Source organism: Saccharopolyspora gregorii (assembly GCF_024734405.1).
GTDB lineage: Bacteria > Actinomycetota > Actinomycetes > Mycobacteriales > Pseudonocardiaceae > Saccharopolyspora_C > Saccharopolyspora_C gregorii.
Genome location: NZ_CP059556.1, coordinates 6,005,157 through 6,030,604 on the forward strand (window position 1 = coordinate 6,005,157; position 25,448 = coordinate 6,030,604).

The 25,448-nt window shown below is 73.6% G+C and carries 24 protein-coding genes; 3 read left to right on the forward strand and 21 right to left on the reverse strand.

The genetic code is table 11. From position 1 onward, the window contains the following. Positions 1-114: 114 nt before the first annotated feature. The 6 genes from H1226_RS26430 to H1226_RS26455 form a co-directional block, all read right to left on the reverse strand. A complete protein-coding gene (locus H1226_RS26430; protein ID WP_224956997.1) occupies positions 115-1,641 on the reverse strand; it encodes a bifunctional uroporphyrinogen-III C-methyltransferase/uroporphyrinogen-III synthase in 1,527 nt (508 codons plus the stop codon). Between the two features lie 14 nt (positions 1,642-1,655). After that, on the reverse strand, positions 1,656-2,594 hold the full coding sequence (hemC, locus tag H1226_RS26435) for a hydroxymethylbilane synthase (RefSeq protein ID WP_258343861.1): 939 nt from the start codon (positions 2,592-2,594) through the stop codon (positions 1,656-1,658). Beyond that, a complete protein-coding gene (locus tag H1226_RS26440) occupies positions 2,591-4,000 on the reverse strand; it encodes a glutamyl-tRNA reductase (RefSeq protein WP_224956999.1) in 1,410 nt (469 codons plus the stop codon). Before H1226_RS26440 ends, hemC begins: the two co-directional genes overlap by 4 nt. Then, positions 3,997-4,860: a redox-sensing transcriptional repressor Rex gene (locus tag H1226_RS26445; protein ID WP_373689991.1), complete on the reverse strand. Its 864-nt coding sequence runs from the start codon at positions 4,858-4,860 to the stop codon at positions 3,997-3,999. Before H1226_RS26445 ends, H1226_RS26440 begins: the two co-directional genes overlap by 4 nt. Positions 4,861-5,215: 355 nt before the next feature. Next, positions 5,216-5,476, reverse strand: a complete 261-nt coding sequence (locus H1226_RS26450; protein WP_258343863.1) for a glutaredoxin family protein — start codon at positions 5,474-5,476, stop codon at positions 5,216-5,218. Between the two features lie 45 nt (positions 5,477-5,521). Further along, a complete protein-coding gene (locus tag H1226_RS26455; RefSeq protein WP_258343866.1) occupies positions 5,522-7,051 on the reverse strand; it encodes an AMP-binding protein in 1,530 nt (509 codons plus the stop codon). 259 nt (positions 7,052-7,310) lie between these two features. Here H1226_RS26455 and H1226_RS26460 point away from each other — a divergent pair, with 259 nt between their 5' ends. Together H1226_RS26460 and H1226_RS26465 are read left to right on the forward strand one after the other, a co-directional pair. Further along, complete coding sequence (locus H1226_RS26460) at positions 7,311-7,979, forward strand: sigma-70 family RNA polymerase sigma factor (RefSeq protein WP_258343868.1); 669 nt, start codon at positions 7,311-7,313, stop codon at positions 7,977-7,979. 344 nt (positions 7,980-8,323) lie between these two features. Next, positions 8,324-9,205 (forward strand): HAD family hydrolase, encoded by an 882-nt coding sequence (locus H1226_RS26465; protein WP_224962043.1) that lies wholly within the window; start codon positions 8,324-8,326, stop codon positions 9,203-9,205. Between the two features lie 21 nt (positions 9,206-9,226). Here the strand turns inward: H1226_RS26465 and H1226_RS26470 are convergent, their stop codons facing one another. From H1226_RS26470 to proC, 5 genes are all read right to left on the reverse strand, one after another. Beyond that, positions 9,227-10,165: a lysophospholipid acyltransferase family protein gene (locus H1226_RS26470; protein ID WP_224962041.1), complete on the reverse strand. Its 939-nt coding sequence runs from the start codon at positions 10,163-10,165 to the stop codon at positions 9,227-9,229. Between the two features lie 32 nt (positions 10,166-10,197). Next, positions 10,198-11,232: an NAD-dependent epimerase/dehydratase family protein gene (locus H1226_RS26475; protein ID WP_224962039.1), complete on the reverse strand. Its 1,035-nt coding sequence runs from the start codon at positions 11,230-11,232 to the stop codon at positions 10,198-10,200. A gap of 324 nt (positions 11,233-11,556) precedes the next feature. Continuing rightward, positions 11,557-11,658 (reverse strand): 30S ribosomal protein bS22, encoded by a 102-nt coding sequence (locus tag H1226_RS26480; protein ID WP_003402602.1) that lies wholly within the window; start codon positions 11,656-11,658, stop codon positions 11,557-11,559. A gap of 202 nt (positions 11,659-11,860) precedes the next feature. Then, entirely contained in the window at positions 11,861-12,085 is a 225-nt protein-coding gene (locus tag H1226_RS26485; protein ID WP_224962037.1) for a helix-turn-helix domain-containing protein, read from the reverse strand. A 162-nt stretch (positions 12,086-12,247) separates the two neighbouring features. Beyond that, entirely contained in the window at positions 12,248-13,057 is an 810-nt protein-coding gene (gene proC / locus H1226_RS26490; RefSeq protein ID WP_258343877.1) for a pyrroline-5-carboxylate reductase, read from the reverse strand. Positions 13,058-13,184: 127 nt separating this feature from the next. Here proC and H1226_RS26495 point away from each other — a divergent pair, with 127 nt between their 5' ends. Further along, the gene (locus H1226_RS26495; protein WP_258343879.1) at positions 13,185-14,807 is read left to right on the forward strand and encodes a long-chain fatty acid--CoA ligase; all 1,623 of its coding nucleotides are present in this window, start codon (positions 13,185-13,187) and stop codon (positions 14,805-14,807) included. A gap of 39 nt (positions 14,808-14,846) precedes the next feature. On the opposite strand, the gene H1226_RS26500 is transcribed toward H1226_RS26495, so the two are convergent. From H1226_RS26500 to mshA, 10 genes are all read right to left on the reverse strand, one after another. Further along, entirely contained in the window at positions 14,847-15,173 is a 327-nt protein-coding gene (locus H1226_RS26500) for a hypothetical protein (RefSeq protein ID WP_258343880.1), read from the reverse strand. Between the two features lie 62 nt (positions 15,174-15,235). Continuing rightward, positions 15,236-16,024: a thioesterase family protein gene (locus H1226_RS26505; protein WP_258343882.1), complete on the reverse strand. Its 789-nt coding sequence runs from the start codon at positions 16,022-16,024 to the stop codon at positions 15,236-15,238. Between the two features lie 112 nt (positions 16,025-16,136). After that, positions 16,137-17,006, reverse strand: coding sequence for a sugar phosphate isomerase/epimerase family protein (locus H1226_RS26510; protein WP_258349507.1), 870 nt, complete (start codon positions 17,004-17,006; stop codon positions 16,137-16,139). A gap of 70 nt (positions 17,007-17,076) precedes the next feature. Continuing rightward, complete coding sequence (locus H1226_RS26515; protein ID WP_258343888.1) at positions 17,077-18,348, reverse strand: hypothetical protein; 1,272 nt, start codon at positions 18,346-18,348, stop codon at positions 17,077-17,079. Then, positions 18,345-19,403, reverse strand: a complete 1,059-nt coding sequence (locus tag H1226_RS26520; RefSeq protein ID WP_258343889.1) for a Ppx/GppA phosphatase family protein — start codon at positions 19,401-19,403, stop codon at positions 18,345-18,347. The genes H1226_RS26515 and H1226_RS26520 overlap by 4 nt, the downstream gene beginning before the upstream one ends. A gap of 233 nt (positions 19,404-19,636) precedes the next feature. Then, positions 19,637-20,317, reverse strand: a complete 681-nt coding sequence (locus H1226_RS26525; protein WP_224962022.1) for a response regulator transcription factor — start codon at positions 20,315-20,317, stop codon at positions 19,637-19,639. Further along, a complete protein-coding gene (locus tag H1226_RS26530) occupies positions 20,314-21,606 on the reverse strand; it encodes a sensor histidine kinase (RefSeq protein ID WP_258343890.1) in 1,293 nt (430 codons plus the stop codon). The genes H1226_RS26525 and H1226_RS26530 overlap by 4 nt, the downstream gene beginning before the upstream one ends. A gap of 276 nt (positions 21,607-21,882) precedes the next feature. Continuing rightward, on the reverse strand, positions 21,883-22,629 hold the full coding sequence (locus H1226_RS26535; protein ID WP_258343894.1) for a phosphoglyceromutase: 747 nt from the start codon (positions 22,627-22,629) through the stop codon (positions 21,883-21,885). A gap of 795 nt (positions 22,630-23,424) precedes the next feature. Beyond that, positions 23,425-23,955, reverse strand: coding sequence for a type III secretion system chaperone family protein (locus tag H1226_RS26540; protein ID WP_225045112.1), 531 nt, complete (start codon positions 23,953-23,955; stop codon positions 23,425-23,427). Beyond that, on the reverse strand, positions 23,952-25,241 hold the full coding sequence (gene mshA, locus H1226_RS26545; protein WP_224958495.1) for a D-inositol-3-phosphate glycosyltransferase: 1,290 nt from the start codon (positions 25,239-25,241) through the stop codon (positions 23,952-23,954). The genes H1226_RS26540 and mshA overlap by 4 nt, the downstream gene beginning before the upstream one ends. Positions 25,242-25,448: the final 207 nt, after the last annotated feature.

Here is a 25,448-nt window from a genome sequence, read left to right on the forward strand (position 1 = left end):
TGATCTTCGGGCGGGCACCCGCGCCGGGTGTCCGTTTCCTCCCCCGTGAGCCTGCCAGGGCGGGAGACGGCGGTGGCCCGGACCCCGTGGTCAACGAGATCCGGGCCACTCGGCTCAGCTGCGGCGCGCCCGCTTCGCCTTCTTCGGCGGCGGCAGCGCACCTTCGGCGCGCAGCCGGGCGGCGTGCTCGGCGAGCGCGTCCACCAGAGCGGGCACCTGCGCCAGTTCCGGCTGCACGTCCACCCGCAGGCCGAACTCCTTGGCGGTCTCGGCCGTGTTCGGGCCGATGCAGGCCACCAGGGTCCGCGCGTGCGGCTTGCCCGCGATGCCGACCAGGTTCCGGACCGTCGACGAGGAGGTGAAGCACACCGCGTCGAACCCGCCGGTCTTGATCATCTCGCGGGTCTCGGCCGGCGGCGGCGCGGCCCGGACCGTGCGGTAGGCCGTCACGTCGTCGATCTCCCAGCCGCGCTCGCGCAGTCCGGCGGCCAGCGTCTCGGTGGCGATGTCCGCCCGCGGCAGCAGCACCCGGTCCACCGGGTCCAAGATGTCGTCGTGCGGCGGGAAGTCCTGCAGCAGGCCCTCGCTGGACTGGTCGCCCGAGGGCAGCAGCTCCGGCGTGATGCCGAACGAGCGCACCTTCTCCGCGGTGGACTCGCCCACGCAGGCGATCTTCACACCGGAGAACGCGCGGGCGTCCAGCCCGAACTCGCGGAACTTCTCCCACACCGCGCGGACCGCGTTCGTGGAGGTGAACACCACCCACTGGTAGCGGCCGTCGACGAGGCCCTTCACCGCGCGCTCCATCTGCGCGGGGCTGCGCGGCGGCTCCACCGAGATCGTCGGCACCTCGTGCGAGACGGCGCCGTGCGACCAGAGCCGCTCGCTCATCGAACCGGCCTGCTCCTTGGTGCGCGGCACCAGGATCTTCCAGCCGTACAGCGCCCGGGACTCCCACCAGGACAGGCCCGAGCGGTCGCCCACGACCGAACCGATCGTCACGACCAGCTGGCCCTGCAGCTCACCGGCGTCGGCGGGCAGCGAGGCCAGCGTCGTGTCGATGGTGCGCTGCGAGACCGTGGTGCCGGAGGAGGTCACCGCCACCGGGGTCTGCGCGGTCAGGCCGTGCTCCATCAGCGCCGAAGCGGCCTCGGCCAGGTGGCTGCCCGTGGTGTGCAGCACCAGCGCGCCGGGGGCGGCGGCCAGCGCCGCCCAGTCCACCTCGCCGCGCACGTCGACCTCGGTGTGCCCGGCGCCGAGCGCGACTCCCGCGTAAGCGGGGACCGCGCTGCCCGGGGACACGCCGGGGACCACGTCGAAGGCCGCACCGGTCTTGGCGACCTCGCGGACCTCCCGGACCACGGCGTCCACCGTCATCGGATCACCGGCGACGAGCCGGACCACCGAGCGGCCGGTGTCGGCCTCCTTCGCCAGGTCCTGCGCGACCTCGGCGGGTTCCCCCGCCGCCGGGCGCGACTCGGCGCCGTCGGCGGCCAGCGCCAGCACGTCGGCCGGCACGTCGGGGTCGGTCACCACCAGCGACGCGGTGGTGAGCAAGTACCGGGCCCGAACGGTGAGCAGGCCCGCGTCCCCTGGGCCGGAGCCCACGAATGCGACCCGTCCGGGGCTCTTGCGTGTCATCAGCGCACTCTCCATCAACTACTACCGGGACCGCTGAGCAAAGCGTCCCTGGCATCGAGCAGCTCGGCGGCCAAGGCCAGGCCCAACTGCTCTGCGGCGGTCGTCTCACCAGTGGCGGAGGCGCGCACCAGGCGGTTCTCGTCGGTCGCCATGACCCCGCGAACGGACAGCCGCTGCGCCACGCGCCCGTCCTCGTCGAGGTCCTCCACCACTTCGGCCAGCGCGCCGATCGGCGCACTGCAGCCTGCCTCCAGCGCAGCCAACATGGCGCGCTCGGCGGCCACCGCGGCGCGGCTGGCCTGGTCGTCCAGAACGGACTGGAGCAGGTGCTCGGTGTCCACGTCGTCGACGCGGCATTCCACAGCCAGCGCGCCCTGGGCGGGCGCGGGCAGCATCTGGAGTGGATCGAGCGATTCCGTGATCACCGCGAGCCGGCCGACTCTGGCCAGCCCGGCGCGGGCGAGCACGACGGCGTCCAGCTCACCGTCGGTCACCTTGCGCAGGCGGGTGTCCACGTTGCCGCGGATGCCGCGCACCTCCAGGCCGAGGCCGAGGGCCTCCAGCTGGCTGGCGCGGCGCGGCGAACCGGTTCCCACGAGGGAGCCCGGGGGCAGTTCACCGAGCGTCAGACCGTCCCGCGCCACCAGCGCGTCCCGCGGGTCCTCGCGGACCGGGACTGCGGCCAGCGACAGCCGGGGGTCTTGTTCGGTCGGCAGATCTTTGTAGGAGTGCACGGCGACGTCGACCTCGCCGCCGGCGAGGGCCTCGCGCAGCGCCGAGGTGAACACGCCCACGCCGATCTCGGCGATCGGCGCCATCGAGCGGTCGCCGGGCGTGGCCACCTCGACGAGCTGGGTGGGGTAGCCCGCGGCTTCCAGCTGCTCGGCGACCATCCCGGTCTGGGCCATCGCGAGCGCGCTGCCGCGCGTGCCGATGCGCAGCGTCTTGTTCACCGGTCTTCACCGTCCTGTTCCGCCCCGTCCTGGGCGAGGGGGTCCCGCAGCAGCGCCTGCGCCGAGTGCGCGCCGGTCACCGGCACGTCCTCCGCGGAGCGGGGCGTGCGGATCGCGGTCGGCGCCTGCGGGTCCAGTTCGAAGAGTTCCCGCAGCGCCTCGGCGTAACCGGAGCCGCCGGGAACGGATGCCAGTTCCTTCACCCGGACCGTGGGTGCGTGCAGCAGCTTGTCCACGACGCGGCGCACCGTGCGGGACAGCTCGTCGCGCACCGGTCCGTCCAGTTCGGGCAGCCGCGAGTCCAGCCGCAGGAGTTCGGAGTCGACGACCTCGGCGGCGCGCTTGCGCAGCGCCGTGACCGTCGGGGTGACCTCGGCGGAGCGCTGCGAGGCGAGGTAGCCGCGCAGCTCGTCGGCGACGATCGCCGCGGCGCGGTCGGATTCGCTGCCGCCGCGCTGCGCGGTGAGCCGCGCTTGCAGGGTCTCCAGGTCGACGACGGCGACGCCGGGCAGCTCGGCGACCTCGGGCGCGGTGTCCCGCGGCAGCCCCAGATCGCAGAACAGCAGCGGCTGGCCGCTGTCGTCCCGGTCCCGCACCGCGTCGGCCACGACGTCCTCGGTGATCACGGCACCGACGGCTCCGGTGCAGGTCACCACGAGGTCGGCGGCGGCGATCGCGGAGCCGAGCCCCGCGAGCTCCACCGCGTCCGCCGGGATGCCCTCGGCGCGCAGCGACTCGGCGAGCCGGGCGCCGTTGGCGGCGGTGCGGTTGGCGATGACCACGGAGCCGATCCCGGCGCGGCGCAGCTGCGCGGCCGCCAAGCCGCCCATGGAACCCGCGCCGACGAGCAGCGCGCGCTTCCCGGCGACACCGCCCAGCAGCGCTTCGGCGTCGGACAGGGCCTCGGAGACCACCGAGGCACCGGCGGCGTCGATCTCGGTCTCGGCGTGCACCCGCTTGCCGACGCGCAGCGCCTGCTGCGCCAGCTCGTGCAGCGTGCGCCCGACGGTGCCGGCCTGGTCGGCGACGCCGTAGGCCTGCCGCAGCTGGCCGAGGATCTGCGCCTCGCCGACGACCATCGAGTCCAGCCCGGCGGCCACGGAGAACAGGTGCTCCACCGCGGCACCGGCGTAGTGCACGTAGAAGTGGTCGGCGAGCTCGGCGACCTCGGCCCCGGCCTTGCGGGCCAGCACCTCGGTCACGTCGTTCAGCCCGCCGTGGAAGGTCTCGGCGACCGCGTACACCTCGACGCGGTTGCAGGTGGAGACCAGGAAGGCCTCGCTGATGTGCGGACGGCCGAGCAGCTCGTCGAGGACCTTGCCGACCTCGTCGGCGCCGATCGCGACCCTCTCCAGCACCCGTACCGGGGCGCTCCGGTGGGAGAGCCCGACGGTGAGCAGGTTCACGGCCGAACCACCATCCCGTCCACATCACCGCGCTCCGGCGCGGAATCGGAGTTCCCGTTCCCGTTCGCCCCGCCGCCCGGCGGACCGGCGTCGGTGCCGGCCACGCCGGGCACCACCATCGCCTCCTGGTTCCGGCGCGCGACGTGGAAGGACAGGATCTGCATCTCCACGGCCAGGTCGACCTTGCGCACCTCGACGTGCTCGGGGACCTGCAGGACGACCGGGGCGAAGTTCAGGATGCACACCACGCCGCCTTCGACGAGGCGGTCGCAGACGTCCTGCGCCCCCTCGGTGGGCGTGGCGATGACGCCGATGGTGACCTCGCGCTCGCGGCAGACCTCGACGATGTCGTCGACGGAGCTGACCGGGATGCCGCCGACCGGCACGTCCAGCAGGTCGGGGTCGAGGTCGAACAGCGCGGCCACCGGGAAGCCCCGGTTCAGGAAGCCGCCGTAGTTGGCGAGCGCGTGCCCCAGGTTCCCGATGCCGGCCACGGCGACGCGGTGCTTCTTGGTGAGCCCGAGCGTCCGCTCGATCTGGCCGATCAGCACCGCCACGTCGTAGCCGACGCCGCGGGTGCCGTAGGAGCCGATGTAGGACAGGTCCTTGCGCAGCTTCGCCGAGTTCACCCCGGCGAAGGCGGCGAGCTCTTCGCTGGACACGGTGCCGGTGCCGCGCTCTTCGAGGCCGGACAGCACGCGCAGGTACACCGCGAGGCGTGCGACGGCCGCTTCCGGAATGGCCCGCGCCCGTTCCCGGGCGGCGGGGACCGCGATGGATTCGGCGGGTGACCCTGACCCGGACGGGACGTCCGCCGGCTGCCCGGCCTCGTCCCGTTCGCCCTCTCCGTGGGCCGTCACTGGCTCTCCCTCGACCTGACTTGGTGCTGCTCGTCCGCCGCGCTCGCCGGCCGAGCGGCGCACCGGAGTGGAAACGGGGGTGCGAACCGCCGACCTCGATGACACGGCTCGAACTCCACCGTAGCCATTTGTGAAGACATGCACAAAGTTCCCCGACGTCCGCACCAGCGGCCGCCGGACCACCCCGCACCATGATGTCGGATGCGCCCCCCGCCAGCCAAAACGGCTGGTCAGAGCGACGATATCGGTGTCATCGCGCGGCTTCCGATGCGTTTTCCGCCGCGCAGGCGACCTCCCGGCCCGCCGCCCGGTGCGAAACGACACACCGGCCGGCACCGGGCCGGTGCACGGCGGGTCAGCGGCTGAGCGCGGCGCGGAGCCGGGCGGGTTCGACCTTCCAGTAACCGTGCTCGACGCCGTCCACCAGGACGACCGGCACCCGGTCGCCGTACTCGGCGCGCTGCTCGGGGTCGGCGTCCACGTCCTCGGTCGCCCACGGCACGTCGAGCTCGGCGCACACCTCGCGGACGGCGGCGAGCGCCTCGTCGCACAGGTGGCACTGCTCGCGCACCAGCAGCGTCACCGCGTGCTGCCCCGATTCCCCGGTTCCCGGCACTTCCGACCTCCTCCAGCGGACCTGCCCCCAAGGTAGCGGGACCGGTCAGGCCGGCGGGGTGCGGAGCGTGCGGCGGGCGATCTTGCCGGTCGGCGAGTGCGGGAGCTCGGTGGCGAAGCCGACCTCGACGGGGACCTTGAACTTGGCGAGCCGGGCCGCGCAGTGCGCCCGCACCGAGTCCTCGGTGAGCTCGGTTCCGGGGCCGGCGACGACGACGGCCCGGACCGCCTCGCCGCGCGCCTCGTCGGGCACGCCGACCACGGCGGATTCGACGACGCCGGGCAGTTCGGCGAGCACCGCCTCCACCTCCCGCGGGTACACGTTGAAGCCGTTCACGATGATCAGGTCGGTGGCGCGGTCCACCAGGTGCAGGTCGCCGTCGGCGTCGAAGTAGCCGACGTCGCCGGTGCGGAACCAGCCGTCCTGGTCCGGTCCGTGCGCCGCGTCCGGCCAGTAGCCGCGGAACAGGTTCGCCCCGCGCACCGACACCCGGCCGGTGTCGCCGTCGGCCTCGTCGATCGGGGAGCCGTCGGTGTCCACGAGCCGCAGCTGCACGCCCGGCAGCGCGCGGCCCACCGATCCCGGTTTGGCCCGGCCCCCGGCGAGCGTGGTGGTCAGCACCGGCCCGGTCTCGGTGAGGCCGTAGCCCTCGAACACGTCCAGCCCGGTCGCGGAGCGCACCGCGCTCGCCACGTCGGCGCCCAGCGGGGCCGCGCCGGAAGTCAGCAGCCGCACCGTGGACAGGCCCTCGCGGAGCCGGTGGGGTTCCAGCCGCAGCCACTCGCGGTACATCGGCGGCACGCCCACCACACCGGTGACCCGGTGCCGCGAGATCGCGGTCAGCGCCTCCTCGGCGTCGAAGCGCGGCAGCAGCACGGCGGTGGCACCGACGGCGGCGACCTGCAGCATGCCGGGGCCGAGGCCGAAGGCGTGGTACATCGGCAGCGCGAGCAGCACCCGATCGGCGGCGTTGACCGGCATCGGGCGCAGCCGCCCGCACTGGTGCACGTTCGCCAGCAGCGCCGCGTGCGGCAGCATCGCGCCGCGCGCCGGCCCGGAGGTGCCGGAGGTGTAGCAGAGCACGGCGAGGTCGGCGGGTTCCCGCGGCAGCTCCTGCTCGGCGCGCTCCTCGCCGGTCGGCGGGTCGAGCTCGGCGATGCCGCCGAGGTCGCGGACGGCGGTGCCCGCCGGAGCACCGCCGCGGACGAGCAGCGCGGCGCCGCTGTCGTCGAGGACGCGGCGCAGCTCCGGCGCGGGCGCCGAGGGCGGCAGCGGCACGGCGACGGCGCCGGCCCGGAACGCGGCGAACAGCGCGACGCAGAACTCGAACCCGGTGGGCAGCGCCAGCGCCACCCGGTCCCCGGGCCGCACGCCGGCCTCCCGCAGCCGCCACCCGTAACCGGTGCAGGCGGCGTCCAGCTCGGACCAGCTCATCCGGTGCCCGGCGAGGTCGATCAGCGCGGGGTGGCCGGGTCCGCGCTCGGCGGCGGCGCGCACGAGGTCGGCCAGGTTGACGTCGGGCGCGGTGGCGCCGGTCCGGCCGGTGACCGGGGGTGGGCACGCTTCGGTCGACATGGCGCACCTCCATCGCCGTCCCCGCGGCGCGTCCGCGGCCGGGGGTGTTCGACATCACTCAACCGCGTCGGAGGGCGGCGGGGCAACCGCGATGAATCCGAAACCTCGGAGCACTACCTACTTATGAGTAACAACACGTATGCTCCGGCGGAACCACCTGGTTCCACTTCACAGCACCAGACCAGCACGCCCCCGGTGATCCGCGGCTCGCGCAGCACCGCGAACGGGTCACCACCACGGCAGGAGGTCGGTCGAGACAATGCTCAGCACGCTGCCCATCCCCGTCCATCCGGCTCCCTCCCGGCCCGCGCACCTGCCGCACCGCCCCGCGCACCCCCGCGCCGAACCGCGGCCCGCGCCCGAGGCGCCCGTGCCCGGCGAGAGCTGGCGGCACGTGAGCGCGGCGCAGAACGGCGACCTCGACGCGTTCGGCAGGCTCTACGACGAGTACTCGCCCGTCGTGTACCGCTACGTGCTGTTCCGGGTCAGCGACCACTGCCTCGCCGAGGACATCACCAGCGAGACCTTCCTGCGGGCGCTGCGGCGCATCGCCACCGTCAGCTACCAGGGCCGGGACGTCGCCGCCTGGTTCATCACCATCGCGAAGAACCTGGTGCTCGACCACGTGAAGTCCAGCCGGACCCGGCTGGAAGTGCCGATCCCCGAGCTCCCCGACGCCCAGCACCGAACGCAGCACCACGGCGGCCCGGAGCAGCACGTGCTCGACGCCGCCACCCAGCAGGAGCTGCTGCGCTGCGTGCGGCAGCTCAACCCGGACCAGCGCGAATGCATCCGGCTGCGGTTCATGCAGGGCCTGTCGGTCACCGAGACCGCCCAGCGCATGCAGCGCGGCGAAGGCGCCGTCAAAGCGCTGCAGCACCGCGCCGTGCGGCGCCTCGGCCAGCTGCTGCCCGACGACCTGCGCTGACCCGGGCCGATCGAAGCCGGTCCCGGCCGATCAGCGCGGACCGCGCCAACGCGCCGGGCGGGAGCCTCTAAGCTGGAGGCCTTGCTGGGCCGGGTCGCCGCACCGGCGGGAACGCCCCGCTCAGCGACCCTGGTACGCCAGGACCCGAACCCGAGCAACATCCAGCCGGAGCAAGACCGGGAGGCGCGGCGGTGCCGACAAGTCCAGGCCCAGCCGAAGGCCCAGGCCACGACGGCCGACGGCGCGGCGGCTCGGCGCGCCACGACCGGGAGGCCGGGGGCGAGGACGCGGCCGAGCCGCGGCTCGGCCCGCCGGACGGCGAGCCGCGCGAGACCCCGTCCGCGCTGGACCCCGCCGAGGGCTCGTTCGACAGCGCGAAGGTCGCCGGCCGCGCCTCGGCCGAAGCGGCCGTGGCGGGAGCGGAACCGGGCGGGTCGCTGACCGCGCCGCCGGACCTCACCGCCGCCGCCTTCTTCGACGTGGACAACACGATGATGATGGGCGCCTCGCTGTTCCACTTCGCCCGCGGCATGGCGGCCCGCAAGTTTTTCACCGCCTCCGACCTCGCCGGGTTCGCGTGGCAGCAGCTGAAGTTCCGCGTCGGCGGCCGGGAGAACGCCGACGACGTGCAGGCCAGCCGGGAGCAGGCGCTGTCGTTCGTCGCCGGGCGCAAGGTCGCCGAGCTCGTGGAGCTCAGCGAGGAGATCTACGACGAGCTGATGTCCGACCGCATCTGGGCGGGCACCCGCGCCCTCGCCCAGATGCACCTCGACGCCGGTCAGCGGGTGTGGCTGGTGACCGCGACCCCGGTGGAGCTGGCGCAGATCATCGCCCGGCGGCTCGGGTTGACCGGTGCGCTGGGCACCGTGGCCGGGCACGTGGACGGCGTCTACACGGGGCGGCTGGTCGGCGAGATGCTGCACGGGCGGGCGAAGGCGCACGCGGTGCGCGCGCTGGCCGCCAGCGAGGGCCTGGACCTGCGCCGCTGCACCGCGTACTCGGACTCGGCGAACGACGTGCCGATGCTGTCCGCGGTGGGCACCGCGGTGGCGGTCAACCCGGACCAGCGGCTGCGGGACATCGCCCGGTCCCGGGGCTGGGAGATCCGCGACTTCCGCACCGGGCGCAAGGCCGCCCGCATCGGCGCGCAGTCGATGCTCGGCGCCAGCGCGGTCGCGGGCGCCATCGCGGCGGGCCTCGCCTACCGGCGTCGCGACCGCTCCTGACGGGGCGGCCGGCCCGGCGGCTCACCCCAGGAAGACGTTCTGGCGGCCGGCCAGCAGGCGGTAGAGGGTCTGCTGGATGATCTCACGGACCTGGTCGCTGAGGCTGAACACGACCATCGGGTCGTCGGCGGCCCCCTCCCCGTAGGAGGCGGTCTCCACCGGCTCGCCGAACTCGATGTACCACTTCGACGGCAGCGGCACCGCGCCCAGCAGCCCGAAGTGCGGGAACAGCGGCGTCACCGGGAAGTACGGCAGCCCCAGCAGCCTGGCCAGCGGCCGGATGTCGCCGAGCTTCGGGTAGATCTCCTCGGCCCCCACGATCGAGCAAGGCACGATCGGCACCCCGGTGCGCATCGCCGCCGACACGAACCCGCCGCGGCCGAAGCGCTGCAGCTTGTACCGGTCCCGGTAGGGCTTGCCGACGCCCTTGAAGCCCTCCGGCCACACGCCGACCAGTTCACCGGCCCGCAGCAGCCGCTCCGCGTCCGGGTTGCACGCCAGGGTGTGCCCGGCCTTGCGCGCCAGCGAACCGACCATCGGCAGCCGGAACACCAGGTCCGCGCCGAGCATCCGCAGGTGCCTGCCCGGGTCGTGGTGGTCGCGCAGCGCGACCGTCGTCATCAGCGCGTCCAGCGGCAGCGTGCCCGAGTGGTTCGCGACCACGAGCGCGCCCGAGTCGGGGACGTTCTCCAGCCCGATCGCCTCGACCCGGAACCACTTCTCGTACAGCGGCCGCAGCGGCGGCACCACCAGGTGGTCGGTGAGGTCCTCGTCGAAGCCGAACTCGTCGACCTGGTAGTCGCCGAGCAGCCTGCGGCGGGCGAAGGCCAGCGCGTCGGCGACCGCGTCCTCCCAGCCGTCCTCGCGCTCCTCCGGCTCGGGCAGCGGGGCGGGGCCGGGCCGCGCACCGCCGGGACGCTGGTCCGCCGGGTGCAGCGGGATCACTCGGGCGTCCGCCATCTGGCCTCCTGGTTGCCGCAGTCTGGTCAAGGTCACCGCAGTCGGGCGAGCAGGGCGCCGACGCCGCGCTCCCACGCCACGACCTGCTCCGGGTCGATCACCGGTTGCAGGTCGCGGCCGCGCACGAAGTCGTCGAACGCCTGCTGCGTGGTCCAGCGCGGGGTGAAGCCGAAGCTCTCCCGCAGCCTCGTGGTGTCCACGACGCGCCCGAAGTTCAAGAACCGCATCTGCTCCGGGGAGAAGTCGACCAGCCGCGCGCCGCGGAAGAACCGGCTCACCGCGGGCACCCCGGCCCGCGGGATCGGCACCGCGACCCGCCCGGCGCGGCGGATCGCCTGCGAGAGCATCAGCACCCCGTCGCCGCCCGCGTTGTACACGCCGGGCAGCGCACGGGTGGTGGCCTTCTCCAGCACGGCCAGCGCGTCCTCGGAGTGCAGCAGCTGCATCCGGGCGTCGTAACCGAGCACGGTCGGCACCAGCGGCAGCGCGAAGTAGCGGGTGAGGTCGGCGTCGATGCGCGGACCGATGAGGTGGGTGAAGCGCAGCGTGGTGATGTCCACGTCGGGCCGGCGCCTGCCGAAACCGCGCACGTAGCCCTCGATCTCCCCGGCGTCCTTCGCGTATCCGGAGGAGGGCAGGTCCTTCGGCTCCATGTCCTCGGAGAACACGGCGGGATCGCGCGGGCTGGCGCCGTAGACGGCGGTGGTCGACTTGACCACCAGCCTGCGCAGCTCCGGGGCCTTCTGGCAGGCCGCCAGCAGCTGCATGGTGCCGATGACGTTGAGCTCCTTCATCGCGGCCCGCCCCGCCGGACCGGACTGGGAGTTCACCGCCGCGTGCACCACGGTGTCCACGCCGGAACCGGCGATGACCTTCGCGATGAGCGGGTTGCGGATGTCGGCGCGCACGAACTCGGTGCGCCCCATCCGGCGGCGCAGGTCGGGACGCGGTGGCGCGGTGTCCACGCCCAGCACGCGTTCGATGTCGGGGTTGGCGGCGAGCCGCGCGGCGAGGTGCCCGCCCAAGAAGCTGCTCACGCCCGTCACGAGCACGACGTTCGGCACCATGGTTCTCCCCGAGAGGTCCGGCCGGAGGGGTTCGCTCGCGCCCGCCCACCGGAAGCCGGCCGCGATCGCGGAGCGCGAGCTCCGCGCACGATGCTACCGAGCGCGGTCACCCGCTCCGGTTTCGCGCGGGCGACGCCGCGATGTCCTCGTGCACCCCACCAGCGGCCGGTGCGGTCGGCAACCCGGACGATCCCGGACCACCTGGGCGGAGGGGGTGGCAAAACGACCGCCGCCGACCCGAAGTGGTCGGCGGCGGCGAAGGCGCGAGATCCGAGACTCCCGATCTCGCACCGCGTGGGCGCGGGCCGGAGTCCGGCAGATCCCTTACTTGCCCAACTTGCGACGCTGGACGCGGGTCCTGCGCAGAAGCTTGCGGTGCTTCTTCTTGGACATGCGCTTGCGGCGCTTCTTGATGACCGAGCCCATGCGGAATCCTTCGCTGTCGGCGTTGGTACGAACGTCTTCTCGTGCCGGTGCTGCCCCTGGCGCACCGCCGGTGGGAGCACCGGCAGCAGGCACGATCGATCCCGCAGCCTACCCGCCCACCGGTCACCCCCTGACGGAGTGGTCCGTCAGGGCGGCCCGGCGCCCCCGGACGGGCGCCGCCGCGCCCGGGGGACGACGGCGCTCATCCCGCGTTGTAGTAGGCGTTCTCCAGGTAGGAGTGCACGTCGTTCTCCGCCACGCGGAAGGAGCGCCCCACGCGTGCCGCGGGGAGCTCACCGGCGTGCACCAGCCGGTAGACGGTCATCTTCGACACCCGCATCAACCTGGCCACTTCGGCCACGGTGAGGAATTGCACGTTCCCCACCTGCGGGGGTGCTTGCTGGCTGGGTTCCGAGTTCGCAGACATGCTTCACCGAGTCCTTCGGCTCGCGCGCGCCGTCGGCTTCCCCTCCGACGGACTCCACACGCACGTGCTCCGTCGAGAGTAGCGGGACGGTTGGGATCCCTGCGATGCGCGAACGTCCCGGGTTCAGCGGTTTCCGCCTGTCAGCGCGGGGGAACCGGGGGTTTAGTCGTGCGCGCGGCCCAGTTCCACCGAACGGTCCCTGGCGGCTTCGATGGCGTCGATGAGGGCGGCCCGCACACCGTGCTTCTCCAGCTCGCGGATGCCCGCGATGGTGGTCCCGGCGGGCGAGGTCACGGCCTCGCGGAGGATCGTCGGGTGGCCCTCCGTGCCGTCGCGCAGCATCGTCGCGGCGCCCACCGCGGCTTGCACGATCAGGTCGGCGGCGGTGGCCCGCGGGATGCCGAGCAGGATGCCCGCGTCGATCATCGCTTCGACCAGGTAGAAGAAGTAGGCGGGCCCGGAACCGGACAGCGCGGTCACCGCGTCCTGCTGGGTCTCGGGGACCCGGACGACCTTGCCGACGCTGCTGAGCAGTTCCTCCACCACGGCCAGGTGCTCGTCGCCCGCGTGCGATCCGGCGGAGATGGCGCTCATCGCCTCGCCGACGACCATCGGGGTGTTCGGCATCACCCGCACCACCGGGGTGCCTTCGGCGAGCCTGCGCTCGTAGAGCTTGGTGGGCAGGCCGGCGCACAGCGAGACCACCAGCGTCGCCGCGTCCAGCAGCGGCGCGACCTGGTCCAGCAGCGGCTCGATGTCCTGCGGCTTCACCGCCACCACGAGCACGTCGGCGCGGCGCACCGCGGTGGCGACGTCCACGTGCTCGATGCCGTACTCCGCGGTCAGCTGCGCGGCCCGTTCCGGGTGGCGCTCGGTGAACATCAGCTCATCCGCGTTCCGCCCCGCCTGCAGGAGCCCCGCCAGCAGCGACTCGCCGATCTTGCCCGCGCCCAGTACGGCAATCGAATTCATGCGGAACAGGGTGCCAGAACGTCCGCGCAGGACCCTCCCCAGGCGCCACCTGCGCGGTTAGTGTGTCGGCAACCACGACATCGATGTTGCGGAGCGCCGAGCGCGCGGACGAGGAGGTCCGATCCCGATGCTGAGCACGATGCACGACGGCCCGCTGTCGATCGCCAGGATCCTCGAGCACGGCAGCCGGGTACACGGTGCTTCGGAGGTGGTGACCTGGACCGGGGACGAGCCGCGCCGCCGCAGCTACGCCGAGGTCGGCAGGCGCGCGGCCCAGCTCGCGCACGGGCTGCGCTCCCTCGGCGTCACCGATGACCAGCGCGTCGCCACGTTCATGTGGAACAACGCCGAGCACCTCGAGGTGTACCTGGCGGCGCCCGCGATGGGCGCGGTGCTGCACACGCTGAACATCCGGTTGTTCCCGGAGCAGGTCAGCTACATCGCCGACCACGCCGAGGACCACGTCGTCGTCGTGGACGGGAGCCTGCTGCCGCTGTTCCAGAAGGTGCTGCCCGCGATGAGCACGGTGCGCCACGTCGTGGTCAGCGGCGGGGACCCGGCGGCGCTGGCGGCCCCGGACGGCGTCCAGGTGCACAGCTACGAGGAGCTGCTGCGCGGCCGCCCGGAGGTCTTCGAGTGGCCGGAGCAGGACGAGCGCGCCGCGGCGGCGATGTGCTACACGTCCGGCACCACGGGGAACCCGAAGGGCGTCGTCTACTCGCACCGCTCGATCTGGCTGCACTCGATGCAGGTGTGCATGTCGGACGGGATGGCGCTGGCGCAGGCGGACCGCGGCCTGGCGGTCGTCCCGATGTTCCACGCCATGTCCTGGGGCCTGCCGTACGCGGCGCTGATGTCCGGCGCCTCGCTGATCATGCCGGACCGGTTCCTGCAGGCCGAGCCGCTGGCCGCGATGATCTCCTCGCTGCGCCCGACGATGGCGGCCGCGGTGCCGACGATCTGGCAGGGCCTGCTGCAGCACCTGGAATCGCACCCCAAGGACATCTCCTCGCTGCGCGAGGTCGTGGTGGGCGGCTCGGCCTGCCCGCCCGCGCTGATGCGGACGTTCCAGGAGCGCTACGGCATCCCGGTGCTGCACGCGTGGGGCATGACCGAGACCTCCCCGCTGGGCAGCGTGGCCCGCCCGCCCGCGTCGGCGGTCGGCGAGTCGCAGTGGCCGTACCGGGAGTCGCAGGGCCGGTTGGCGGCGGCGGTGGAGGCACGGCTGATCGGCGACGACGGCCGGGAGCTGCCGTGGGACGGCACGAGCGTCGGCGAGCTGGAGGTGCGCGGCCCGTGGGTCACGTCCTCGTACCACGGCGGCGAGGACGTGGAGAAGTTCCACGACGGCTGGCTGCGCACCGAGGACGTCGGCACCCTGTCCGCGGACGGTTTCCTGCGGCTCACCGACCGCGCCAAGGACGTCATCAAGTCCGGCGGCGAGTGGATCTCGACGGTCGAGCTGGAGAACCACCTGGTGGCGCACCCGGCGGTGGCCGAGGCGATGGTGGTCGGCGTGCCGGACCCGAAGTGGGACGAGCGCCCGCTCGCGGCCGTGGTGCTGCACGAGGGCGCGTCGGCCGACGCGGCGGAGCTGCGCGCGTTCCTGTCCGACCGGGTCGCGAAGTGGCAGCTGCCGGAGCACTGGACGTTCCTGGCCGAGGCGCCGAAGACCAGCGTCGGCAAGTACGACAAGAAGCGGCTCCGCAAGCAGCACGCCGACGGCGCCCTCGACCTCGAACAGGCCTGACGCGCGCGGGCGGCGGCCCGGGAGCCGCCGCCCGCCCGGTCACGAGTCCTCGTCGTCGGCCGCGGAGTCGTCGATCCGCTGCTCCTTGGCGCGTTCGGCGTTGGAGAAGGTGTCCTGCACCTGGTCGAGGTGTTCGCGGACCAGGTGGGACAGGTGCAGGGAGCGGTCGTAGGCCGGGCCCTGCACCGTCGGCTGCGCCGCCGCGCTCCACTGCTCCCGGGCGCCGCACAGCTTGCACACCTGGCCGCCGCCGGAGTGCTCGAAGTCGAGCTGGATGGGGTGGATGCGCACGGACGGCACGACGGTCTCCCTGGTGTCGGCGGTGATCGGGCCCTCGGCGGCGATCGCGGCCGGAGCCGCCGCCACCCTAACCCCGCGCACCGGCCGAACCGGGCGAGCCGCACCGGCCCGCCCGGGATCGGGAACCGCTACCGCGCGCTCAGCGCCAGCTGCCGGGCCTGGCACACCAGCCGGCCGGTGGAGTCGATGACGAGGGTGTCCTCGTCGAACCACTGCCCGTGCACGGCCTTGGACTCCACGACCAGCCGCAGCCAGCCGTTCGCGGGCCGGGCCCGCAGCAGCGCCGTCAGCTGCACCGTCGGGGACCAGCCGAAGCGGCCCAGGTTGAAGGTGACCGGCATGGTGAGATCGCCCGCGACGAGCCCGAACAGCAGGTCCGGCTGCCCCTGGTGCGGGCGCGCCCACAACCGCAGCCGCAGCGGCTCCTCGGTGCTGCCGCGGAGGAACCCGGCGCCGCGCGGGTCGAGCCGCATGTCGCAGGCCTTGGACAGGCCACCCGGCCAGGACGCGTCCGTGCTGCCCAGGTCGATCGCGTCGGCGGGCGGGTTCACCGGCATGTCCGGCAGGTCCGACCAGCTGGGCGGCTCGTCGGGCACCTGGCCGAGGGTGATGGTGGCGTCCACGCACCGCTGCCCGGCCTGCTCCAGCACGGCGCGGACGACGGTGACGGTCCGCCCGGCCTTGAGCAGCTCGGTCCGCAGCAGCACCGGGCCCACCTTCGGCGAGTTCAGGTACTGCGCGCTGACCGACAGCGGTTCCAGCTGCGCATCACCGACGGCGGCGCGGCTGAGCAGCGCCAGCAGGTAGCCGCCGTGCGGGCGGTCCCCGACGGACCAGTCCGGGTGCAGGTCGGCGACGAAGGTGCCGTCGCCCAGCGGGCGGACGGCGAGGGTGTCGAGGAAGGGGGTGTCGTTCACGCGCGACCCGCGCAGTGCCGGCGTCGCTCCTGAGCGAGCGAGGCGCGAATCGTACTCATGCCATGATCCTACGTTCCCGCCCCGAAGTTGATCACCGGGTGGGGGGCCGGGCTCACCCCGCCCGCGGCCGACCCGGCGCCTGCAGGTGCAACCGCGCGAACACCAGCGCCTCCGCCAGCAACGCGGCCCGTTCCTGCTGGTTGCGCGCCTTGCGGCTGTTCACCTCCAGCACCACCGATCCGGCGAAGCCGTCCGCCGCCAGCAGCTCGCAGACCTCCGCGCACGGCTGCGAGCCGTGGCCCGGCACGAGATGTTCGTCACGGGGAGCCCCGGTCCCGTCGGCGAGGTGCACGTGCGCCAGCCGGTCCTGCATCCGCTTGTACAGCTCGATCGCGTCCACGTGCGCCGCGGCCGCGTGCGACAGGTCCAGCGTGTAGCTGCCGTAGCCGACCTCCGTCGGGTCCGGCGACGGCGTGAACGCGGACAGACCGCCGGACTTCCCGCCGCGCAGCCGGTTCAGCCGGTTCGGCGGGCGGATCGGGAACATGTTCTCCACCGCGACCCGGATCCCGCTGGTCTCCTCCAACGAGCCGACGAGCTCCGAGAAGCCCTCCGCGTACCGGCGCTGCCAGCGGAACGGGGGGTGCACCACCACCGTCGACGCGCCCAGGTCCGCGGCGGCCATCACGGCCCGGCGCAGCCGCTCCTCCGGCTCCGGCGACCACACCCGCTGGGTGATGAGCAGGCACGGCGAGTGCACCGCCAGGATCGGCACCCCGTGCTCCCGGGACAGCCGGTGCAGCGCGGCGACGTCCTGGCTCACCGCGTCCGCCCACACCATCACCTCGACCCCGTCGAAGCCCAGGTCCGCGGCCATCTCGAACGCGGCCCGGGCCGGCTGGGGCCACACCGATGCGCTGGAGAGCCCGACCGGGATGCCGGGGTGGTGCTCGGTCTCCGTCGTGTCCGGTTGCGGTGTCATGTGCTGCCCCAGCGTCTCGCGCCCCACCGGATCCTCCACGCGGCTCGGGATCCGCGCGGCGAACCCGGTCTCACTGCCCGATCAGCAGCAGTGCGGCGGGCGACACGGTGCAGATCAGGCCGACCAGCACCGCGAGCAGGATCGTCTGCAAGTCGTCGGTGCGCAAGAACTTCCGCGCGATGAACACCAGCGCGCCGGTGATCGCCAGCGCGGCGACCAGCGCCGCGATCGGGATCGCCGTCCACAGCCAGCGGAACGCGAACCACACCGCGCCACCGCACACCAGGCCCGCGCCGCCCTGCAGGGCGAGCACCAGCCACTCCTTGCCGGTGGTCGGCTCCGGCTCCTCCTCGTCGTCGGCGGCGTCGGCGCGGTAGTCGTCCGCGTCGAGCCCGGCGGGGAGCGCCTCGTCGTACTCGTCGAACTCGTCGTCGGCGTCGTAGCCGTCCTCGCGGTACCGGGTGGCCTCGGCGTCCTCGGCGTAGTCGTCGTAGTTCGCCGGGGACGCGTAGGCGGTGCCCGAGTCGTAGTCCTCGTAGTCGTCGAAGTCGTACGGGTCGTCGCCGCGCGCCGGGGCGGCGTCCGCAAGCGGGTAGGCGAGCATCGCGGTGCCGTCCGCACCGGCGCTCTTGGCCTCCGCCTCCACCCGCGGCAACTGCTCGGTGGCGCCTTCCAGCGGCACCGAGCGGGTCGGCTGCTCGTGCGGCCCGGCTGCGGGGGCCGGCCCCAGCGCGGGCTGCTGCACGGTCATCTCCGCGTCGGAGGGTCCCGCCTCGGGCGCGTCCGGCGGCGGGGTCGCACGCGGCGGTGCCCCGGCCGCGGCGAAGCGGCGGGCCCAGAAACCGGAGCCCTGGTCCGGGTCGGCGGTCTGCTCGTCCTCGACGGGCGGTGCCTGCGGTGCCTGCGGTGCCGGAGCGGGTGCCTGCGGAGCGGGGGCCTGCGCGGCGGGCGCCTGCGGGCGCGGCGGGCCGGGCGGCGGCCCTGCCGGGGGCGGCCCGGAGAACTGCTGCGGCGCCGCGGGCGGTGCCGGTGGCCCGGCGGGCGGTACCGCGGGCTGCGGCCCGGTGCCCTGCGGCTGCGGAGCGGCCCGGCCGGGCGCCTGCGGTGCGCCGCCCTCGGGCTGGCCGGAACCGGCCTCCTCGGCCTCCTCCGGCTTGATCGCGCGCATCGTGCCGCTGTCCGAGAGCACCCGCTGGATGATCGCCTGCGGGGCGGTCTCGCTCGGGTCCTCGGCTCGCCTGCGTCGCCTGTGCGCGCTGCGCTGCGAGCCGCCGCCGTACTCGGCGAGCAGCTCGGCGACGGTGCGCTGGCTCGGGTGCTCGGACCCGCTGTCCCGACTCATCGATTCCACCGTGCCCCGTAGTGGGCTTGCCGTCCAGTTCCCCGATCCACGTCTGACCCGTTCGCGGAGGTCCGCTCCGCGTCGAACGACCCGAACTCGGCGCGGGTCCGCATCGCAGTGTGGTCCTCTCCGTTGGCGTGGTCCAGCCGCCGGAGGATGACTCCTTCCCGCAGCGCCCACGGGCAGATGTCCAGTTCCGCCACCCCCAACGCGCGCATCACCGCCTCCGCGACGAGCGCACCGCTGATCAGCTGGTGCGAGCGCGCGCTGCTGACCCCGTCGAGCGTGGCCAGGTCGGCCGCCGACATCCGGGTGATGAACGCCAGCAGCTGCCGCAGCCCCGTCTCGGTGAGGCTGCGCGGCACGCGCGGACCCGCGGAGGCCGGTGCGGCGCCGGTCAGCCGGGCCAGCGAGCGGAACGTCTTCGAGGTGGCGACGGCGCGGTCGGGGCTGCCGCTCTTGCGGAACCGCTTCGCCGTCGCCGCCAGCTGGTCGTCCAGCCAGTCCCGCATCTCCGCCACCTGGCGCTGCGTCGGCGGGTCCTGCGGCAACCGGGTCCGGGTCAGCCGGCCCGCGCCCAGCGGCAGCGACGCCGCCAGGTCGGGCTGCTCGTCGATGCCGATCGCCATCTCCAGCGAGCCGCCGCCGATGTCCAGCAGCAGCAACCGGCCCGCGGACCAGCCGCACCAGCGGCGGGCGGCGAGGAACGTCAGCCGCGCCTCCTGCTCGCCGCTGAGCACGCGCAGCTCCACGCCCGTCTCGTCCCGCACGCGGGCGAGCACCTCGGCGGAGTTGCGGGCTTCGCGGATCGCGGAGGTCGAGAACGCCATCAGGTCCTCGCACCCCGCCTGCTCGGCGGCCTGCTTCACCTGCGCGACGTTGGCGACGAGCTCGTCGGCGTCGGCGTCGGCGAGACGCCCGTCGGCACCGATCCGCTCCGCCAGCCGCAGCACGGTCTTCTCCGATGTCATCGGGGTCGGATGGGCACCACGGTGCGCGTCCACCACGAGCAGGTGGACGGTGTTGGATCCGACGTCGAGCACCCCTAGGCGCATGACCGACAACGTTACCGGCCGCAACCGCGCCCCCGAGGCGGGTGGGGGCCGGGAATGCGCCCGAACCCGGACGTGCTGGGAGTTCCGCCCGGTTCGCGTCGGCAGCGGCGCGCGGTCACCACGCGCCCGGCCACCCGCCCCGGACCGGCGTTCGCGCAGGTGCGGGCGGGCGCCCGGCCGCGGGGACGCGCGCCCGCCCGCGCGTTCGGCGGCGAGCGGGCGCGCGGGGCGGATCACACCTCGAACTTGTAGCCCAGACCGCGGACGGTCACCAGGAACTGCGGTTCCGCCGGGTCCGGCTCCAGCTTGGAGCGCAGCCGCTTCACGTGGACGTCGAGCGTCTTGGTGTCCCCGACGTAGTCGGCGCCCCACACCCGGTCGATCAGCTGGCCGCGGGTCAGCACCCGGCCCACGTTGCGCAGCAGGTACTCCAGCAGGTCGAACTCCTTGAGCGGCAGGCTGGTCTCCTCGCCGCCCACGGTCACCACGTGCCGCTCCACGTCCATCCGGACCGGACCGGCCTCCAGCACCTGCGGCTGCAGGTCCTCGGCCTCGCCGCCGCGGCGCAGCACCGCGCGGACCCGGGCGATGAGCTCGCGGGCCGAGTACGGCTTGGTGACGTAGTCGTCGGCGCCGAGCTCCAGCCCGACCACCTTGTCGATCTCGCTGTCCCGCGCCGTCACCATGATCACCGGCACGGCGGAGCGCTGCCGCAGCTGCTTGCACACGTCGGTGCCGCTCATGCCGGGCAGCATCAGGTCCAGCAGCACGATGTCGGCGCCGTTGCGGTCGAACTCCTCGAGCGCCTCCTGCCCGGTCGTCGCGACCGCGGCGGTGAAACCCTCCTTGCGCAGCAGGAACGCCAACGGGTCTGCGAAGGACTCCTCGTCCTCCACGATCAGCACCCTGGTCACCGGACTCCTCCCGTTTCGACGGTTGCGACCCCGTCCGCACTATCGGTCTCGGGCCGGGTCTCCGCCCGGCCCCGTTCGGCCGCGCCCGGCCGGGCCTGGCCACCGGGCGGCTCGGAGCCGGTGGGCTCCGCGGCCGGTGCCGCGGCCTGCTCCCCGGCGCCCTCCGGGTCGGCCCCGTGCCGGGGCACCCGGAGGGTGAAGGTGGAGCCGGTGCCGAGCCTGCTCCACAGCTTCACCTCGCCGCCGTGGTTGGCGGCGACGTGCTTGACGATGGCCAGCCCGAGCCCGGTGCCCCCGGTGGCCCGCGAGCGCGCCGGGTCCACGCGGAAGAACCGCTCGAACACCCGCTGCTGGTGCTGCGGGTCGATGCCGATGCCGCGGTCGGTCACCGCGATCTCCACGAAGTCGCCGACCATGCGGCGGCTGATGGACACCGGCGACCCCGGCGGCGAGTAGGCCACCGCGTTGTCGATGAGGTTGCTCAGCGCGGTCACCAGCAGCGTCCGGTCCCCGTCGAGCAGCAGGTCGCTGGGCTCGTCGACGGCGATCTCGATGCCCGCGGACTCGGCGGCGATCCGGGAGCGGCCCAGCGCCTCCTCGACGACGGCGTCGACCTCGACGGTGGTCAGCTCCGGCAGGCGTTCGGCGCCCTGCAACCGGGACAGCGCGATGAGCTCGGAGACGAGGGTTCCCAGCCGGGTCGACTCGTGCAGGATCTTGGTGGAGAACCGGCGCACCTCGTCGGCGTCGTCGGCGGCGTCGATCACCGCCTCGGCCAGCAGCGCGAGCGCCCCGACCGGGGTCTTGAGCTCGTGGGAGACGTTGGCGACGAAGTCCCGGCGGGTCGCTTCCAGCCGCACCGCGTCGGATTCGTCCCCGGCGTCGACGACGGTGAACCCGTCGCCGAGCGGCCGGACCTCACCGTGCACCGCCGCCGGACCGCGGCCGCGCAGCGAGGTGCGGTTCAGCGGGGACAGGTCCACGGTCACGGGTTCGCCGGTCTCCAGCGCCTGCTCGGCCGCCGCGCGGGCGCGGGCGTCGGCCCGCTTGTCCCGGACGAAGCCGAGCTCGTCGGCGCGCGGGTTGTGCAGCACCACGTCGCCGAACCGGTTGAGCACGACGATGCCGTTGTTGGTGGTGTGCACGAGCCGTTGCAGCAGTTCGGCGACGGTCGGCCCAGCGGGCCTGCGCCGTTCGCGAACCCGCGCCGTCCGGGCGGCCAGGTAGCCGGCCGCCACGCCGATCGCCAGCAGGCCGATGATCAGGGCGGTATAGCCCAATGCGGTCACGTTGGCATCGTAAGCAGGGAGAGCCCGTGCTGGACCAGCCCGCGAGCGCGATCCGTGATGCCCGCGACATGAATCGGGGCGTTCTTCACCCCTGATTCACTCGAAAGTGGAACCCGGTTCAGCTGCGCTGCGTTCCGCCACCGGTTCCGTGAACGGGGAGCGGACGCAACGCGGGCGACACCTTCGTTCAGGTGTCGCCCGGAACAACTGCTCGAGGTGCGAACACGGCTGGTGATCGCCCCGCCACCGAGCGCGCGGGGCGATCACCGCCGGAGCTCAGCGGCCCTGGTTCGCGACCGCGGCGGCGGCCGAGGCCGCGGCGTCCGGGTCCAGGTAGGTCCCGCCCGGGTTCGTCGGCCGCAGCTGCTCGTCCAGGTCGTAGCGCAGCGGGATGCCCGTCGGGATGTTCAGCCCCGCGATGTCCGCGTCGGAGATCCCGTCCAGGTGCTTCACCAGCGCGCGCAGCGAGTTGCCGTGCGCGGCCACCAGCACCGTCCGCCCGGCGCGCAGGTCCGGCACGATCGCGCTCTCCCAGTACGGCAGCAGCCGGGTCACCACGTCCTGCAGGCACTCGGTGCGCGGCATCTCGGCACCGAGATCGGCGTACCGCGCGTCGCCTTCCTGGCTGAACTCGTCGCCCGGGTCGATCTCCGGCGGCGGGGTGTCGTAGGAGCGGCGCCAGAGCATGAACTGCTCCTCGCCGTACTCGTCCAGGGTCTGCTTCTTGTTCTTGCCCTGGAGCGCGCCGTAGTGCCGCTCGTTGAGCCGCCAGTCCCGCCGCACCGGGATCCAGTGCCGGTCGGCGCCGTCCAGCGCGATGTTGGCGGTGGTGATGGCGCGGCGCAGCAGCGAGGTGTGCAGCACGTCGGGCAGCACCCCGGTCTCGCGCAGCAGCTCGCCGCCGCGGCGGGCTTCGGTCGTGCCCTTCTCGGAGAGGGGGACGTCGACCCAGCCGGTGAACAGGTTCTCGGCGTTCCAGGTGCTTTCGCCGTGTCGCAGCAGTACCAGAGTCCCGATGGTCATGGGCTCAGGCTATGCCAGGGAGCGGGCGGGCCGTGCCACCGCCGCCGCGCTCGCCCCGGGGACCGCTGTCGCGCGCCGGGTCGCCGAACGGCGCGGCCCCGCGTGCCGCCGGAGTCGTCGAGCGACGGGCTCCCGCGCCCCGCCGGGCCGTCGGAGCCCTCCGGTCGCCCGCGCGGCGGGCCGTCGGCCGGAGAACGGGCCGGAGCGGCCCGCGTTGGGCCGAACGGGTTGATCCGCGTTGCTCCACCCCGGGACGCACCTTCATCGAACGTGAGGTTTCTTCGGTCGAACCGGCCGGGTGCCACCCCGAAATCGATCACTCAGAGCAGTGCGCCACCGTATCGAGTGATGATCTTCAGGGGACGGCAGCCGCTGGCAGTGAGCCCGCAGATCGGTTGTGACCGTCACTCGACGGTTATGGATTCACCGTGCCGTTGTGACACGAAAGTGTCGCCGCTCACATTCGAGGCGGCTATGCCGCACTGAATAAGCCGAAGCGTTACCTTCGGTGAGTAAGATCACTCGTATGGAGTAGGAACTCGGACTTGTGGCCAGTGCGTGACTCTGCGAAGTTGGCACTGCTCTCGCTGATCGGCTCCCACGCACTCCCCGATCCCGCGAGAGCGAACAGAAGAGCGTGGCCCGTCTCCCCCGTCGGACCACGCCCCGCCGGGCCCCGGGTGCCCCCCGCCCACTGGGCCCGCTGGCGGGAACTCACGCGTGGGGCGGTTCGAGCTCGCGACTCCCCCTCTCTCCCGAGCCGCCCCTCGCGTCCGCTGTCGCAGCGGACGCCGATCACCGCTCCCGCGAGGTCTCCCCGCCGTCGTCCGCCGGGGCCAGCGGACCGTCCCGCCGCACCAGCTGCTCGAACGGGCGCAGGTTCGCCAGCGACTCGCCGCGCGACTCCCGCCAGCCCCACTCCCGCCGGATCGCCGTGCCGAAACCCAGCTCCAGCAAGGTGTTGAAGTCGCCGTCCGCGGCCTCCAGCACCTGCCCGAGCACCCGGTCGACCTCCTCCGCCGTCACCGCGTGCAGGCCGATCCGGCCCACCAGGTACACGTCCCCGGTCCCGTCGATCGTGTAGTGCACGCCGTAGAGCCGGGCGTTGCGGCGCAGCAGGAACCGGTAGACGTCCTCGTGCGCCTCGTCCGGCTGCCTGCACACGAAGGCCTCCACGACCAGCGCGTGCTCGGCGACGATCAGCCAGCAGTTCGTCTGCAGCTTCTTCGTGCCCGGCAGCGTCACGAAGAACCGGCCGCCGTCCTCCCGCCGGTAGTCCAGTTCGCTCGCGTCCAGCGCGGACGCGATCGTCGCCTCGACCGTCATGCCGTCACCTCCAGGTCGAACTGCGAGTGGAAGGCGCGCTTCGCCCGCGCGTAGGTCTCCAGCAGCGCCTCCGTGGTCCGGTCCCAGGAGAACGCCTCGGCGTGCGCGACCGTGCCCGCGGCCAGCTCGGCGCGCAGCCCGGCCTCGGTCACCGACCCCAGCGCGTCCGCCCACTGGCCGGTGCGGTGCCCCGGCACCAGCAATCCCGAGCGGCCGTCCGCGACCGCCACCGGCAGGCCGCCCACCGACGCCGCCACCACCGGCGTGCCGCAGGCCTGCGCCTCCAGCGCCACCAGCCCGAACGACTCGTTGTAGCTGGGCACCGCCACCACGTCCGCCGCGCGGTACACGTCGGCCAGCGCCGCACCGCCCTGCGGCGGCAGGAACCGCACCACGTCAGTGATGCCGAGTTCCCCCGCCAGCTCGTGCAGCGACTCCGGCCGGTCCAGACCGCTGCCGGAGGGACCGCCGACCACCAGCACCTCCAGCCGCGCGCGCAGCTCCGGGCGGCGCGCCAGCAGCTCCGCGGTGGCGCGCAGCAGCACGTCCGGTGCCTTCAACGGCTGGATGCGGCCCACGAACGCGAACACCAGCGCGTCCGGCCGCACCCCGAACCGGGCGCGGGCCGCGGTCGCGTCGCCCGGGGTGAAGCGGCGCAGGTCCACGCCCGGCGGGATCGTCTCGACCTCGTCGGGGGACGCGCCGTAGAGCCGCACCAGGTCGTCGGCCTCCACCTCGGTGTTCGCGACGAGCCGGTCCGCTTCGGCGACCACCTGTTCCTCGCCGAGCACCCGCACCCGCGGCTCCGGGGTGTCGCCGGCGGCGAGCGCGGCGTTCTTGACCTTCGCCAAGGTGTGCGCGGTGTGCACCAGCGGCACGCCCCAGCGCTCCCGCGCCAGCCAGCCGACCTGCCCGGACAGCCAGTAGTGCGAGTGCACCACGTCGTAGAACCCCGGCTCGTGCCGCGCCTCCGCGCGCAGCGCGCCCGCCGCGAACGCGCACAGCTGCGCGGGCAGCTCGTTCTTGTCCAGCCCCTCGAACGGTCCGGCCACCACGTGCCGCACCGTCACGCCCGGCGCCAGCTCCGCCACCGGTGGCACCTCGGAGGACGTGGCGCGGGTGAAGATCTCCACCTCGGTGCCGTGCTCGGCCAGCCGCGTCGCGGTCTGGGCGATGTAGACGTTCATCCCGCCCGCATCACCGGTGCCCGGCTGCTCCAGCGGCGAAGTGTGCAACGAGAACACGGCGGCGCGGCGCGGCCGCATCCGGGCGGTGCCAGAGGTCATCGACTAAGCCCTATCGCAAACGTGGTGGTGGAGCGCCCTCGCCCACGGCGCCCGGGTCCGGAACGCCCTGGGTCCCGACACCGGGCCGGGGGAAAACATTCCTGGGCGGCCGAGCGCAGCCCGCTGACGCTACCCCGCCCACCGCACCGACCGGCCCGGACGCGGCACGCCCGGTGACGGTGTTCACAGCGCGGGCGGACGGCCCCG